This window comes from Ornithinibacillus halophilus (assembly GCF_900129485.1).
GTDB classification, from domain to species: domain Bacteria; phylum Bacillota; class Bacilli; order Bacillales; family Amphibacillaceae; genus Ornithinibacillus; species Ornithinibacillus halophilus.
The window spans coordinates 28,527-44,078 of sequence record NZ_FQVW01000003.1; the positions used below are offsets into that span (position 1 = coordinate 28,527).

The 15,552-nt window shown below is 35.9% G+C and carries 16 protein-coding genes, 1 pseudogene and 1 riboswitch; of the genes and pseudogenes, 9 read left to right on the plus strand and 8 right to left on the minus strand.

The window, feature by feature from the left end; all coding sequences use genetic code 11:
- Positions 1-314: 314 nt before the first annotated feature.
- Positions 315-845 carry a CueP family metal-binding protein gene (locus BUB12_RS03395; protein ID WP_072888045.1) on the minus strand — a complete coding sequence of 177 codons (531 nt, stop codon included), beginning with the start codon at positions 843-845 and terminating at the stop codon, positions 315-317.
- 24 nt (positions 846-869) lie between these two features.
- Between BUB12_RS03395 and BUB12_RS17965 the strand changes: the two genes are divergently transcribed.
- Together BUB12_RS17965 and BUB12_RS03400 are read left to right on the plus strand one after the other, a co-directional pair.
- Entirely contained in the window at positions 870-1,010 is a 141-nt protein-coding gene (locus BUB12_RS17965; protein WP_234982553.1) for a hypothetical protein, read from the plus strand.
- A gap of 62 nt (positions 1,011-1,072) precedes the next feature.
- Positions 1,073-2,002, plus strand: coding sequence for an aldo/keto reductase (locus BUB12_RS03400; RefSeq protein WP_072888047.1), 930 nt, complete (start codon positions 1,073-1,075; stop codon positions 2,000-2,002).
- Positions 2,003-2,407: 405 nt separating this feature from the next.
- On the opposite strand, the pseudogene BUB12_RS03405 reads toward BUB12_RS03400, so the two are convergent.
- Positions 2,408-2,944, minus strand: a pseudogene (locus tag BUB12_RS03405) (GNAT family N-acetyltransferase).
- Between the two features lie 308 nt (positions 2,945-3,252).
- Here BUB12_RS03405 and BUB12_RS03410 point away from each other — a divergent pair.
- Genes BUB12_RS03410 through BUB12_RS03420 form a run of 3 tightly spaced genes read left to right on the plus strand, consistent with a single transcriptional unit; the run spans position 3,253 to position 5,259 of the window.
- Entirely contained in the window at positions 3,253-3,684 is a 432-nt protein-coding gene (locus BUB12_RS03410; protein ID WP_072888049.1) for a MarR family winged helix-turn-helix transcriptional regulator, read from the plus strand.
- Positions 3,685-3,696: 12 nt separating this feature from the next.
- Positions 3,697-4,650 carry a ring-cleaving dioxygenase gene (locus BUB12_RS03415; RefSeq protein ID WP_072888051.1) on the plus strand — a complete coding sequence of 318 codons (954 nt, stop codon included), beginning with the start codon at positions 3,697-3,699 and terminating at the stop codon, positions 4,648-4,650.
- A gap of 3 nt (positions 4,651-4,653) precedes the next feature.
- A complete protein-coding gene (locus BUB12_RS03420; RefSeq protein WP_072888053.1) occupies positions 4,654-5,259 on the plus strand; it encodes an alpha/beta hydrolase in 606 nt (201 codons plus the stop codon).
- A 59-nt stretch (positions 5,260-5,318) separates the two neighbouring features.
- On the opposite strand, the gene BUB12_RS03425 is transcribed toward BUB12_RS03420, so the two are convergent.
- A complete protein-coding gene (locus BUB12_RS03425; RefSeq protein ID WP_072888055.1) occupies positions 5,319-6,272 on the minus strand; it encodes a calcium/sodium antiporter in 954 nt (317 codons plus the stop codon).
- A gap of 160 nt (positions 6,273-6,432) precedes the next feature.
- On the minus strand, positions 6,433-7,284 hold the full coding sequence (locus tag BUB12_RS03430) for a VOC family protein (RefSeq protein WP_072888057.1): 852 nt from the start codon (positions 7,282-7,284) through the stop codon (positions 6,433-6,435).
- Between the two features lie 248 nt (positions 7,285-7,532).
- Positions 7,533-7,577, plus strand: a riboswitch (PreQ1 riboswitch).
- Between the two features lie 8 nt (positions 7,578-7,585).
- Here BUB12_RS03430 and BUB12_RS03435 point away from each other — a divergent pair.
- Entirely contained in the window at positions 7,586-8,071 is a 486-nt protein-coding gene (locus BUB12_RS03435; RefSeq protein WP_072888059.1) for a QueT transporter family protein, read from the plus strand.
- A gap of 102 nt (positions 8,072-8,173) precedes the next feature.
- The gene (locus tag BUB12_RS03440; RefSeq protein ID WP_072888061.1) at positions 8,174-8,941 is read left to right on the plus strand and encodes a DUF3891 family protein; all 768 of its coding nucleotides are present in this window, start codon (positions 8,174-8,176) and stop codon (positions 8,939-8,941) included.
- 25 nt (positions 8,942-8,966) lie between these two features.
- On the opposite strand, the gene BUB12_RS03445 is transcribed toward BUB12_RS03440, so the two are convergent.
- From BUB12_RS03445 to BUB12_RS03455, 3 genes are all read right to left on the minus strand, one after another.
- A complete protein-coding gene (locus BUB12_RS03445) occupies positions 8,967-9,560 on the minus strand; it encodes a lysophospholipid acyltransferase family protein (RefSeq protein WP_072888062.1) in 594 nt (197 codons plus the stop codon).
- Between the two features lie 121 nt (positions 9,561-9,681).
- Positions 9,682-10,770, minus strand: a complete 1,089-nt coding sequence (locus BUB12_RS03450) for a mechanosensitive ion channel family protein (RefSeq protein WP_072888064.1) — start codon at positions 10,768-10,770, stop codon at positions 9,682-9,684.
- A 129-nt stretch (positions 10,771-10,899) separates the two neighbouring features.
- On the minus strand, positions 10,900-11,388 hold the full coding sequence (locus BUB12_RS03455; RefSeq protein WP_072888066.1) for an NUDIX hydrolase: 489 nt from the start codon (positions 11,386-11,388) through the stop codon (positions 10,900-10,902).
- A 132-nt stretch (positions 11,389-11,520) separates the two neighbouring features.
- On the opposite strand from BUB12_RS03455, the gene BUB12_RS03460 reads away from it, so the two are divergent.
- Complete coding sequence (locus BUB12_RS03460; protein ID WP_327196127.1) at positions 11,521-13,146, plus strand: catalase; 1,626 nt, start codon at positions 11,521-11,523, stop codon at positions 13,144-13,146.
- Between the two features lie 160 nt (positions 13,147-13,306).
- On the plus strand, positions 13,307-13,957 hold the full coding sequence (locus BUB12_RS03465; RefSeq protein WP_072888070.1) for a GntR family transcriptional regulator: 651 nt from the start codon (positions 13,307-13,309) through the stop codon (positions 13,955-13,957).
- Positions 13,958-14,063: 106 nt separating this feature from the next.
- Here BUB12_RS03465 and brnQ read toward each other — a convergent pair whose 3' ends face one another.
- A complete protein-coding gene (gene brnQ, locus BUB12_RS03470) occupies positions 14,064-15,425 on the minus strand; it encodes a branched-chain amino acid transport system II carrier protein (RefSeq protein WP_072888072.1) in 1,362 nt (453 codons plus the stop codon).
- Positions 15,426-15,552: the final 127 nt, after the last annotated feature.

The following is a 15,552-nucleotide window of genomic DNA, read 5'->3' on the forward strand; positions in this document are numbered from 1 at the left end:
TGTGAGGAGCGAATTTCTCCGGGAGCGAGCGATTTCTCCTTGGTGGGAGCGAATTTCACTGGGGGGACGAGCGATTTCTTCTTGGTGCGGAGCGAATCTCTCTGAGGGCGATCGATTTCTCCTTGGTGGGAGCGACTTTCACTGGGGGCGAGCGATTTCTTCTTGGTGCGGAGCGAATTTCTCTGAGGGCGAGCGATTTCCTCAGGGTGCGGAGCAACTTTCACTGGGGGGTGAGCAAATTTAACGCTTCGTTGAACATCTTACTAGATAGCCCCTTCTAACGAAAAAACACACCCAAATAGGTGTGTTTTTATTTACATTAATTGCATCGTTGTTATGCAAGTATTATCGCCTTCGTATGTTGTGATTTCAGATTCAGATGTTTTTCCATCCTGTGTAATAGTAACATTAAATGTTTGTTCTCGTGGAAGCCATAAATCAATGAATCCATTCTCCATTGTTTTTATCGTTTCATCCACTATCACATTTCCATCTTCATCTTCAATATATATATCAAATTCTTCTTCTACTAACTCACCTTGGCATCCAGTTAGACTGTGAATGGCACATGGATGAGTTTCATTAAAAAACGGTGCGATTGATACAAAGAACTCATCTTCTGGTAAATCATAAGTTGTCTCATTATCATCGCTGTCTGTAACAATTAGTTCATGTGATGTAATCGATGCTGTCACATCACCATCATAATTTCGCAAACTATAATCTTCTACCATTTGTTTAACATCAACATCCTGAGTTTCCTCATTATTTGAAGTGCTCTCATCACATGCAGCTATTACCAAAACCAGTAATATCCCAATCAGAGTAATAAGTATTTTTTTCATATACAATACCTCACTTATATTGTTATGGTGGTATTTATAATTGCAAGAGTAAACTTACCAACAGAACTTATTTTACCACAAAATCCATCTATAAATAGGTTTGTCACTGAATGTACAAATATTATCGTGACGTTCGATATTTTTCTTTTTGATTACTTGGTTTAAGTATAGTTGTTAAAATGATATGCTTTAATTAGAATTAATGGTAGTACTGAGGGAGGTAAACCATGAAAAAAGTTCAAATCGGTAAAACAGATCTATATGTCAATCCTGTAGGGCTTGGTGCCAATGCAGTTGGTGGTCACAATTTGTATCCAAATACAGATGATGAATCAGGAAAAGAACTAGTTAGATCCGCTGTTAATGCTGGATTAGATTATATCGATACTGCATTTAGCTATGGATACGGAAGATCTGAAGAATTAATTGGGGAAACTCTTAAGGAATTAGGTAATCGAAATGAAATCGTGATTGCAACAAAAGGTGCTCAAAGGATCGTAGGGGAAGAGCGAATAATCGATAACTCTCCAGATTTCTTAAAAGAAACAATAGATGCCAGCTTAAAGCGTCTACAAACAGACTATATCGATCTTTTTTACATACATTCTCCTGACGCAAGTACACCTAAATATGAAGCTGTTGGTGCATTGAAAGAGTTAAAGGATGCAGGGAAGATAAGAGCTATTGGCGTGTCTAACTTTTCCATGGAACAACTTGAAGAAGCAAATCGTGATGGTTATGTGGATGTCTATCAGGGACATTACAATTTATTAAAACGAGATGCCGAAAAGGACTATTTTCCATTTGCAGCTAATCATGATATTTCTTTCGTACCTTTCTTTCCATTTGCATCTGGACTACTTGCCGGTAAATATACAAAGGATACAGTATTTAATGACTTCCGAAAAAACATGCCTCATCTGCAAGGAGAGGAATTCAAAACGAACCTACTTAAATTAGAAAGACTAAGAGAAATTGCAGCTTCAAAGCAGGTTGATGTGGCACATATTGTCTTAGCATGGTACTTAACACGTGATGTAATCGACACAGTAATTCCAGGTGCTAAAAAACCAGACCAAGTTCTTAACAACCTTAAAGCAAATTATGTAAAACTAACTGATGATGAAATACATGCAATCGAAGAAGTCTTTTCTTAAAATACTTTTAAAAATAAGAGGCTGGGACAAAAGTATTTTAATAAAGCACAAACCCGAACAATGTTATATTTGTTAAAAATCATCGCTACGGAAATATACTTCGCTTTCACTTCCAGCACAAGTGCGACATCTGTTCAAGTTTCCTCCGGTCACTTTCACAGTGTCTTCTTTGCCGTGGGCGGCTGGTGAGCCAGGGAACTACTTGGTTAGGCTTCCTAGCACCCTTGCGCTGAGGAAGCCTGCTTCGTAGCATTACTTGTAGACGCAAGCGCATCATGGGTCTCACCGATGCCTTTGCTCCCACAGGAGTCTACGTATATTCCCTCCGCTTAGCTAGCAAATCGTTCGTCTTTGGCAATGACTTTTTAGTTATGTCCCAGCTCCTCTTCTTCTATATAAAAACTACTAATCTAAGGCGTTCCATTCTTCTCTTAAAATCCCCATTCGAATCGAATCATAATAATTACCTTTGTAGTAGCGGACTTTTCGAATGCGACCTTCTAGTTGCATTCCTAGTTTTTCGCCTACACGAATCATACGCTCATTGCCAGACCAAGTAGTCAAACCAACTCTTACAACAGGTAATGTATTAAATATATGGTTCATCCAAAGCTTCAGTGAACGAGTTCCTATACCTTTACTCCAATTATTCGCTTCATGGATAACAATACCAATTTCCAGCCATTTTTCTTGATCATCTTCATAGTAATAGGAAAGAATCCCACATACAACTTCATTAACACAAATAACCCAAAAATCATCATTACCAACCCAGGTAATACTAGTTTACATAAATTCATCATATGGCTTTGACTTATGTGGAAAATATGGAGCGTCCCATCTTTTCCACTCTGGAGCATCGTCTTTATAAATTAACTCCCATAATTTTGTTAAATCTCGTTCTTTTATCGGGCGAATTACTAATTCATTATCAGTATACATAAACATCCTCTTTCCGAATTTTGATAGATTTTCCGATTGAAAAGAAGATTAGAGCTGTCTTTACTTTTCAATCACCTTTTTAAATATATTATTTTTCATTCAAATCACACCTTTCATAATAATGCATCCATTATAACACCCAAGGTACTTGTAATACAGATTCAAATTCTTGAAGTTCTTTATTATCTTTTCAACCTCGGAGGTTCATACTTATGATAACCACCCATTGACAACTAGACTTATTAGGAGTAAAATTACATGTAATTAAGAATACTTTAATTCAAAATAAACTAATGAGGTGCAAGATTATGAGCGATAATCTATCATTAAAAGCATTTGTCGTCCTGATGAAAGCATCTAAGTCACTTCAAGAACAAGTGAAAAAAGATATTAGTAACCACGGAATGAAAACATCTGATTTTGCTGTGTTAGAAGCTTTATATCATAAAGGAAAACAAACGGTTCGTGAAATTTCTGAGGCAGTCTTAATTAATACCGGGTCGATAACTTATGTCATCGATAAATTAGAGAATAAAAATTATGTCGAACGTAGGCATTGTAGCGAGGACCGGCGTGTTGTCTATATCCACATTACGGAAGAAGGCAAACAAATAATGGATGAAATATTCCCTAAACACCAAAAGGTAATTGAACAAATGTTTAACGGTGTTAACAGTGAAGAATTACAAACAACCATCAATGTACTAAAGCGTGTCGGGCAAAAGCCATCCAATCAATAAGGAGGAGCATCAATGAAAAAAACAGCAGGAATTCATCATATAACAGCAATTGTTGGTCATCCACAAGAAAATATCGACTTTTATGCAGGTGTATTAGGATTACGTTTAGTCAAAAAAACGATTAATTTTGATGATCCTGGTACTTACCATTTTTATTTTGGTAATGATGGTGGAAAACCAGGTTCAATTATTACTTTTTTCCCTTGGGCAAATGCCTATCAAGGTCGTATTGGAGATGGACAAGTAGGGATTACCCCTTATGCTATCCCAGTTGGATCTATGTCCTATTGGGAAGACAGATTAACTAAATTCAATATCAACTATAGTAAGACAACTCGATTTGGTGAGACTTTTCTTTCATTCAATGATGTCCATGGATTAAAGCTAGAACTAGTAGAAAGAGCCCAAGGAGAACAAAACATGTGGTCTTTTGGTGATGTAACTCCTGATGTTGCGATAAAAGGTTTTGCTGGAGCTGTATTATATTCGGGCCAGCCAGAACAAACCTCCAAACTTCTCACAAATGTTATGGGATTAGAAAAAATAGATGAAAATGAGGAATTTATTCGCTTTAAATCCCACGGAGATATTGGAAATATAATCGATCTAAAAAAAGCAATTGACGAACGCGGTCAAATGGGTGTCGGTACAGTCCATCATATTGCATGGCGAGCAAAAGACGATGAAGATCAGTTAGACTGGAGACAACACGTACAAAAACACGGATTTGGTGTAACACCTGTACGTGACCGTAATTATTTCAATGCGATCTATTTTAGAGAACACGGTGAAATTTTATTTGAAATAGCAACTGACCCGCCAGGATTTGCCAATGATGAAACCTATGAAAATCTCGGGATGGAGTTAAAGCTCCCACCACAATATGAAACATACCGAGAACAACTGAACAAAACTTTAATTCCTATCGAAGTACGCAATTTAGATCATGAAGTGAAAGGGGAATAAATTATGAATCATATTTTTCAAGAGGGATCGGATCGCTCAAAACCAACATTATTACTATTACATGGAACTGGAGGTACGGAGCGAGACTTACTTCCTCTAGCAAAAGAGATTGATCCTGAGGCAAATGTGCTAAGTGTACGAGGAAACGTCCTAGAAAATGGTATGCCTCGTTTTTTCAAACGTTTGGCTGAAGGCGTCTTTGATGAAGAAGACTTAGTATTACGCACGAAAGAACTGTATGATTTTCTCGATGAAGCAGCAGACAGATATGACTTTGACCGTAACAACATCGTAGCAGTTGGTTATTCTAATGGAGCTAATATCGCAGGAAGCTTATTATTCCACTATCAAGATGCATTAAAAGCAGCAATCCTCCACCATCCAATGGTTCCTAGAAGAGGTGTTGAATTGCCAGATTTATCTACAAAACATGTATTTATTGCAGCAGGAAAAAATGATCCTATCTGCCCATCTCAAGAATCAGAAGAGCTTCAATCCCTGTTAGAAAATGCTGGAGCTAACGTTGTATTACACTGGGAAAACATGGGTCACCAATTAACTTATAGTGAAGTACAAGCAGCAAGTACATGGTATAAGAAGATCGATTAATCTAGTTGTTCAAACGTTTGTTTAACAAAACCGCAACATTTTTGTTGCGGTTTTTCTGATTAGTTACGTAATATGATGAAAATCATATATAAAATATAGAGTATGACTAGAACAGAACCTTCTATTTTCCCAACTCTAAATTTAGTTCTTGAGAAGATCATTAATAGTACAGTTAAAATAATCATTACAAAGATATCAGTAAATACTTTTGTATTAACAACTAGAGGAGAAATCACTGATGCAGATCCAAGTACGAATAGAATATTAAAAATATTACTCCCAACGATATTCCCAAGTGCAATTTCGCTTTCCTTTTTTAACGCTGCAGTAATGGAAGTAACTAATTCTGGTAGGGATGTACCAACTGCAATAATGGTTAAACCTACTAATGTTTCACTCATTCCAAGCGAGTAGGCTATTTCCGTCCCATTACTAACAACCATTTCTCCACCAATGACGATACCAACAAGCCCAAGAACTGTAACGACAATATTTTTTGGCCATTTCACATTTACAGGAATAGGCTCATTTTTAGTTTTGTTACGATTCTTTAAGGCAACTTCAAATACATAATACAAAAATACCGATAAAAACAAGAGAAAAATTAAACCATCACTACGCGTAAGTAAGTTTCTTTCTTCCCCTTGTAAAAATACATCACTTATTAATATTAATAAAGCACCACTTGCTAATAATGTGAAAGGAATTTCCTTTACGATTGTTTCTGTTTCTACCTTTAACGGAAAGATAATAGCTGCAATACCAACGACAAGAGTTAAATTGAAAATATTACTCCCTACTACATTACCAAGGGAAACATCTGAACTACCTTCTAGTGCTGCGATTATACTGACAGTGGCCTCCGGCGAGCTTGTTCCAAAGGCTACAATTGTTAACCCAATCAAGATAGAAGGAACTCGTAGTAATCGAGCGATATTCGAAGATCCCTCCACAAAAAAGTCTGCTCCTTTTATTAATAAAACAAATCCAACGACTAATAAGATATATGCCATAAACGCCTTCCTTTTCAACAATCATTACAATTATTTTGCTACATAGAAGTATAATAATTCATTTCTATCTTATTAGAAAGAGAGAGAAACGTCACTTCATATGGAGTTTTCTTACTCTCATAGGAAATGACGTTTCATATTTTTTGGATGGTCCATAAACTTAGCCAACAATAAGTTGGATTGTATTCTCAGAAGGATCTTTCACTTCAAAGACATCTCCATTTTGCTCAACTATAGCACCTATTTTCTCCAATTTTCCAACTGTAGTAGCGCGAGTCTCTTGGTCAGGAAATACAAGAGTAAACCAATTTAATCCAGCACTATTTGACGAAGGTGCCTTTGCTCCAACACCATTCCACACATTTAATCCAATATGATGGTGATAACGACCTGTTGATGCAAATAAGGCTCCTGGATACCTAGTTACAATATCAAAGCCTAAACCATTTACATAAAAGTTTTCTGTTGCGTCCAAATCTGCAACATGTAAATGAATATGCCCCATAACTGTTCCTTTTGGCAATCCCTTCCATTCTTCATTACTTTCTGCTAATAAACCCTCTCCATCTAATGGTTCAGTTGCCATCGCAACTTGATCACCCGTCCAACTCCATTCTGTTGCAGGTCGATCTCTATATACCTCAATACCATTTCCATCGGGATCATTAAGATATAATGCCTCACTAACGTAATGGTCTGATGCCCCTAAACGCACGCCATTTTTAATAATGTGTTTCAGGAAGCTAGAAAGGTCTGCACGACTTGGTAAAAGAATTGCAAAATGGTATAGCCCAGATTTTCTTTCCTCTTTTGGTGTAGCTCCTTCCGGTTGTTCTAAAGATAGGATTGCTGTTTTACCATCTGCAGTTAATGATGCTTTTTTACCATTTTGTTCTAGCACTTGAAATCCCAATATTTCTTTATAAAACTGAAGTGATTTATCTAAATCTGTAACATTTATATTAACCTCTCCAACATATACGGTCGGTTTTTCAAAAAATTTATTCTCCATGTAGTAAATTCCTCTCCTATTAATTACTTATATTAAGTAACTTACTTATAGTAAGTATTATAAATTCAATACACTTTATTGTCAACCTTACCTATAAGTGTTTGCTTATTAAGGATTAATACTAAATGTTTACGAATATACTGATATAGTACTGAAGTGCATTTTAGTTTGCTATGTATTTACACAGCTCAAGATAAGAAAATCTTTCTTTTTAATAAAAACTATACTATAATAGTTGAGTTGCATGGCAACACGTGGTTCGAAACCATCCCACGATAAAAAACTAAGGGAGAGATTAATATTGAAGACAAAGACATTGGTGGCTAACGCATTGGTAGCAGCGTTATATATCGCTGTATCCGCTGTAATTCAGCCATTTGGATTTACGAATGTGCAATTTCGTGTTTCCGAAATATTTAATCATTTAGTAGTTTTTAACAAGAAATTCTTTTTTGGAATTATCTTCGGTGTATTCCTTACGAATTTAATGTTTTCGCCAATGAAAGCCTATGATATTATTTTTGGTGTAGCACATTCTGCTATTTCCCTAGGGATTATCATTTTATTGGCAAAATATATTAAAAATTACTTGGTGTTAATGACTGCGAACACTCTTGTGTTTACATTCAATATGTTTATTATTGCATTTGAGTTAAAGCTAGCATTGGGTATGCCATTCCTTTTCACTTGGCTAACAACAGCAGCAGGAGAATTAGTCGTCTTGGCAGTTGGAATACCAATCATGCTTGCATTAAATAAACAAGTGCGATTAGATAGACTTATATAATAAGAAAACCAATGATATAGAAAACTTCACGATTAGCTTACTAGAAAAGCAGATTGTGAAGTTTTTTCGTGTATTGAATATATCGTATCAAGGAGTGATTACATGATTATAAGAGAACGTGACCAAGAATTTGTCATGATTGAACAGCACAACCATGGGCAAGTATCTGGTGATATTATGTCTAAATGGAAAGAATCCATGTTCATCGAGCAATCGCATAGGAGATCAGTAGAGTTTGCTATATACAACCATGATTTAGGTTGGAATGAATTTGACCAACAGCCTTTTTGGGATGATAAAGATCAAAAACCCTACTCATTCTCGACTTTTCCGACGTTACCAAAAATTATCTTATATAAACATGGCATTGAAGAGGTTGAAAAAGAGGATCCATATGCTGGGTTATTATGCAGTGAGCATTATTCACGTTTTCTAGCAAATAATACATCAATACCTGCTCAAGAATTTGTAAGAAGTGAAAAAGAGAGACAACAAAAACTATGGAAGAAACTTCAACCATTGGACAAACGTTCGTTTAACTTCCATTATGGATTAGTTCAATTAGGAGATAATCTATCTTTGTACCTTTGTTTGAATGAACCAGGAATAAATAAAGAAAATGAACACCCCTTCTTTAAAAGTGGCATACCACTAAATTCAGCATTAATAGGATTCCAAGAATCAACACTTCAATTACGCTGGAAAAACTCATCTACCGTTGAAATCCATGAATTCCCCTTTAAATCCTCTTTTCACGTTAGATGGAAAGAAAAAGTGGTGAAAAAGCAATTGATACAAGATGTAGGTTTACTAGAAGCTTATGCAACTACACCATTTGAAACAAGGGAAGTTCAATTTGTTCCAAAATAAAAAATCACCGATTTAAGGTGATTTTTTACTTTTCTTGTATTTTCCTTTGCAACTGGGCAAATTCCTCATTTAAACGGACCATCATTACTTCCATTGCTTCTTTTCTAGGTAAATCCTCTGGCATTTCAATTGGAGCACCATAGATAAGCTTTGGCTTAATACGTTTAAAAAGATCCTTAAAGTTATTTGGCCCAACATAAGCAGCAGGCACTAAAGGCGCTTTAGAATTAACAGCAATCGTTACAGCACCCTTCTTCAATGGAACCTCTTCACTAGTTCTTGTACCGCTCGGAAAAATACCAACAACTTTACCTTCTTTTAACAGACGGCGTGGTATTTTTATTGTACTTGGACCTGGGTTTTCACGATCAACCGGAAAAGCATGCAAGCTTTCCATTAACCATTTTAAAAACTTACTTTGGAATAATTCCTTCTTTGCCATATAATGTATTTTTGTTGGGAGTGTAGCAATTCCTAACCACAGTATATCTACCCAACCAGTATGGGTACATGCTATGACATAACCACCTGTTTTCGGTAAATTCTCTTTTTGATAAACTTTAATCCTACCAAACATACTTAGAATTACTTTTAGTACATTCGCTGCAAAATTATACATTGACGTCTCCTCTTTCAACTCCTAATTAATTTTCATTTTAACACAACAGGTTAATACCTGGTACTAAAATTAAATGGAAAAAGAAGGGTATTGCAAACATCAGCTCACAATCCCCTTATTATTAAGACTCCTGGTTTCCTAAATCAATTTGTTCTTTTTCAGAATCCACATAAATTCTTCTACTTGGTACTGCAAATGAAACTCCCTCACGCTCTAGAATTTGGAGGATTTTCAAGTTTATATCTTCTTTAATTCCTAACCATTGTCCCCAATCGGTTGTCTTCGTAAAGAAGTATAACAGTATATCAATTCCATCTTCTTTATAGAAGTCTACATTAACAAAGATTGTTTCTGGATGTACCTCTGGATGTTGTTCAATTAGTTTCCTAATCTCACCTACAACACGGTCCAGCTTTTTACTAGGAGTATCGAAAGTTAACCGGATATTAAAAGTAATTCGTCTTTTCCCCATTTTACTCCAGTTTGTAATAGATTCATTCGCTAAAGTAGCATTTGGAACTGTAACTACTGCATCAGCAAAAGTTCTTACCCTAGTACTACGAAATGTGATATCCTCAACGGTACCTTCTACACTCGGTGTAAGAATCCAGTCCCCAATCCCAAATGGCTTTTCCGTAATAATAACAATTCCACCAAACATATTCGCTAACGCATCTCTAGCAGCTAAGGAAATAGCTAATCCCCCAAGTCCCATACCAGCTACCAAACCATCAATTGCATATCCTAATTCATTTAAAACAATCGTTACACTTATTGCCACTACGACAACTTGCAATGCACGGGACAATAATGGAATTAAGATCTCGTCTATCTCGATTCTCGTTTTTTCATTAATGTTCCTAATAATGGCTGAAGATGTAGAGGCTAATTTAAATAACCCCCATGATACTAAAAGGATCATCCATATTTTTAGTACTTTAACAAACACAGCTTGTTCATGGTTTAGCTCTGGGTAATAATAAACTGCTGCATAAATACCTAGTATAATAAATACCCATTGTACAGGTTTTTCAAACGCAAGAAGTACATTACTGAATAAAGTACTATTCGTTTTATTTGCAAAACGCTTTAGTCCTGCAAATATAAATTTAGTAAATAGCTTTCTAAAGACTAAGAAAAGCAAGAAAATACCTATCGCAATTCCAAGGCTATACAAATGGTCATATGATATAAACTCTTCCCATGTCATAAATTGTTCCCTCCTGACAGTCTATATCATATCATAAAACATTATGTTACACTTCAGCTAGTGAGTTTCTTCCTCCCACTGGCTGAAGTGATTTTCATCCAACTTGCTTTAGACTGATATATAAGCTAATCACTTATATTGATCCAATATTCGATAAAAATGTTTAAACGATGGGACGACTTCATTATTCTGGAGCATTTTTTCGTATTGTGTTCGATTCACCCATTTGACATCAATCACTTCATCTTCTTGCAGTTTCAAATCACTTAATGAAGCATTTGAAGAAAAATGCCACATATCGGAGTGGTATGTGTTTTTCAGCTCACTATATAATAATTTGCCTCCGTTAGGCTCTACATATAGGCCCAGCTCCTCCTTCGTTTCTCTCAGTATTCCTTCTAAACTTGTCTCTCCTTTTAATACAGAACCACCCGTACATTCCCAAAGATTTCCGTATCCTTTAGCAGGATGACGTTTCGAAAGTAGTAATTCACCTTTGTCATTTTGTATTAATACGTGAACAACTAAATGGTAAAAACCTTTAGGTATAGGTTCACCACGTTTATGTAATCTTCCTACGCGCATTTTGTTTTCATCGTATAAATCCCATATTTCCATCCAAAATCCCCCTCCATATTCCATATATATAACTATTCGATACCATTCCTCAAAATCCCTACGAAAATTGTCGATAATTTCACCAGTTAAAGGGCACCTTATATTTAGACTATTGATTATAAAGGTGGATTGATGATGGATAAAGAGAAAGCTAATAACCAAGAAACCAATATTGAACATGAGGACACACTCACGACAAGACAAGGGCATCCAGTAACGAATAATCAAAACATAAGAACGGTTGGAAATCGTGGTCCAGCCACTCTTGAGAACTATGATTTTATCGAAAAGATTAGCCACTTTGACCGTGAAAAAGTCCCTGAACGCATTGTACATGCAAGAGGGGCTGGTGCTCATGGTTATTTTGAAACCTATGGAACAGTAGGTGATGAGCCAGTTTCTAAATATACAAGGGCAAAAGTGTTTCAAGAAAAAGGAAAACAGACTCCAGTATTTGTCCGTTTTTCTACTGTAGTACATGGTGTCCATTCTCCTGAAACTGTTCGAGACCCTAGAGGTTTTGCTGTTAAATTTTATACAGAAGATGGGAACTGGGATTTAGTAGGAAACAACTTAAAGATCTTTTTTATTCGTGATGCTATGAAATTCCCTGACATGATCCATGCTTTTCGCCCTGACCCTGTAACAAATGTTCAAGACAGTCAACGTTTCTTTGACTTTTGTGCGAACTCTCCAGAAAGCTTCCATATGGTTACTTTAATTTACTCACCTTGGGGGATACCTGCTAACTATCGCATGATGCAAGGCTCTGGTGTGAATACTTATAAATGGGTAAATAGCGAGGGGAAAGCCGTTTTAGTTAAGTACCACTGGGAACCAAAACAAGGGATTAAAAATCTTACTGTTAAAGAGGCGGAAGAAATTCAAGGCAAAAACTTTAACCATGCCACTCAAGACTTGTATGAGGCAATAGAAAATGGTGATTATCCTGAATGGGAGTTATTCGTTCAAATTATGGAAGATGGTCCACATCCTGAATTGGACTTTGATCCATTAGATGATACAAAGCTTTGGCCAGAAGACAAATTCCCTTGGTTACCAGTTGGAAAAATGGTTTTAAATAAAAATCCAGAAAACTATCATACTGAAGTAGAACAAGCTGCATTCGGTACAGGAGTTCTTGTTGATGGACTAGATTTTTCTGATGATAAAATGCTACAAGGAAGAACATTTTCCTACTCAGATACACAGCGTTATCGTGTAGGTGCTAATTACTTACAAGTTCCAATCAATGCTGCGAAAAAACAAGTAGCAACCAACCAAGAGGGTGGAAAATTACGCTATGAAAACGATAAAGCGCCTGGTCAAAACCCACATGTTAACTATGAACCATCTAGTTTAGGTGGATTAAAAGAAGCAGAACAAACCGGAAAAGAACATACTCCACATGTCGAAGGGAATCTTGTTCGAGAATCAATAGATAGACAAAGCAATACAAAGCAAGCAGGTGAAACGTATCGCCGGTTTAAAGACTGGGAAAAAGATGAGTTAATTAATAACTTAGTCAATGATTTATCAGAATGTATCCCAGAATTACAAGACAAGATGTTAGCCTTAGCTGAAGAGGCTGACGAAGAATACGGCCGTCGTTTGCGTGAAGGCTTGGAACAAAAGCGACAAAACAAAGCTAAAATGGATACCGAATTCGGCTCAGAAATGCACCCACTTGGAGCAATTAATGCACGTAAAGCTGTTCAAGATGCTATCGAAAAAGGTCGAGACGCAGATCCATATTAATAACATGAATATGCATGTGCCCATTTGAATAAACAAATGGGCTTTATTTTTGCCAAGAAAGGATTTACTTGTAAAACGGTTACATTGTTTCATGTCCATTTATTTCTTTTTCATGTATACTAATGGTTAAAGAGTTAATTGATCAAAGGGGAAGATTATTTTGCCTATACCTACAGACCACTCTAAACCAGTTCGAAAAACTGCAAAAGAAAATGCCTACAACCAAATTTTACATTGGATTATCGATGGGACACTTTATCCAGGCGAAAAATTAAATGATACTGAGTTAGCAAATGCATTAGGAGTAAGTAGAACTCCTGTTAGAGAATCATTACAACTCTTAGAATCACAGGGTTTTGTTAAAATGTTCCCTGGAAAAGCCACACAAGTTACAGAAGTCGAGAAAGAATCAATGAATGAACTCCTCCCTCCATTGGCAGTTCTTCAAGCTCTTTCAACAGAATTAGCAATCAACCATACAACTCCGGAAATAATAACAGAGCTAAAGCAATCGAATGAGAAGTTTAAAAATGCTATTCTCGCACAAGATTATCGTAAAGCACTAATTATTGATGAACAATTCCATCAACTTATTGTCGACCTTGCAAATAATAAATACATTACAACTATAGTTGAGAAGTTACAGGCACATGTACGGAGATTATTCTTCCATCATTCTATTATTCTATCGATGAAATCTGTGGAAGAGCATAATAAAATAATTCGATTTATTGAATTAGGAGATAAAGAGCAAGCACCTATAGCCATGAGATATAACTGGCTACGGATAACAAAGGAATATGATTTTTAAGAAAAGCTCAGTACGCACGGAACTAGACATTTCTTTCATTTTGAAATAGAAGAATACAGATTAAAAAGTCGACAAACCCCAATATCAAGGGCTGTCGACTTTTCGTTTACTTATTTAATACTTCCACAGGACGTGGTTGTAGTTTTGCAATTAATCCTGTAATTAAAATAACAACTAATGCCGGAGCCAACCACCCTAAGCCATTTTCATAGAATGGCAATACTTCTTCAAAGTAACTTACAAGTGGTTGGAAAAATCCATAACCGGTTATTCCTAACGATGAATAGAGAGATTTTAACCCATCAACGAAACTAATGACAAATGTCACTGCAATTGTTAATACATACACCATTCTTGAATGATTAAATAATGGTGAAAGGAATGTCAGTAGCATAAGCACAATAGCTAATGGATAAAGGAACATTAATACAGGAATTGAGAATGAAATTATATTAGATAATCCAAAGTTCGCAATTACAAATGTTACAGTTGTAAAGAATATAACTAATGTTCTATAACTAAATCTTGGTAACAATTGATGGAAATACTCTCCACACGCTGTCATTAACCCAATATTCGTAGTCAGACACGCTAAAATGATGACAATGGATAATAACAGCGAACCAAACGTACCGAAATAATACTCAGCTGCACTGCTTAAGACAGGTCCTCCGGTTTCAAAGATCCCAAATTGTTCTGTACTAACAGCACCTAAATAAGCAATTCCTACATATATAAGTCCTAAGAAAGAGATAGCAATTACACCCGATTTAACCGTTGCGGCCATAATTCCTTTTTTAGTAGTAACTCCCATGGAACGAATGGCATTAATGACGATAATTCCAAATACTAAAGATGCTAATGCATCCATTGTGTTGTATCCCTCAAGGAAGCCTGTTGTAAATGCTCCACTCTGATATGCCTCAAGTGGTGATTGAATCGAACCTATTGGGTTAATAATCACTACTATTAATAAAATTCCTAGTAAGATTACAATTCCTGGAGCCAAAATTCTCCCTACATTTTTTACTATATCTGCTGGTTTTAGTGAGAACCACAGTGAAATTGAAAAAAATACTATAGTAAATATAAAAAGAATTAGTTTGGATGAATCTTCTCCAATATTAGGCGCGATGGCGATATCAAATGCAACTGCACCTGTTCTTGGTGCAGCAAAAAATGGTCCAATTGTTAAATATAATAATGACGTAAACGCTACTGCGTATATAGGATTTACTCGACTAGCTAGTTCCTGTAAATTTTTACTTCCAGAAAAGCCCATTGCTAAAATTCCAAGTAGTGGCAATCCTACTCCTGTAATTAAAAATCCAAATACTGATGGCCATAAATTTGTTCCAGCTGCTTGTCCTAGTTGTGCAGGGAAAATTAAGTTACCAGCTCCAAAGAATAATGCAAATAGCATAACCCCAATAACTAGATATGATGAAAATGACAACTTCTCCTTCATGTAATCCTCTCCCTTAGGTCTATTCATAATAAATTGTTAGTAAATTCGCAATATGCAATATATCATTGAGATTTATAATACTACCTTCGACTGAAAAATGCAATATATTACAGTTAAAATTTTTTGA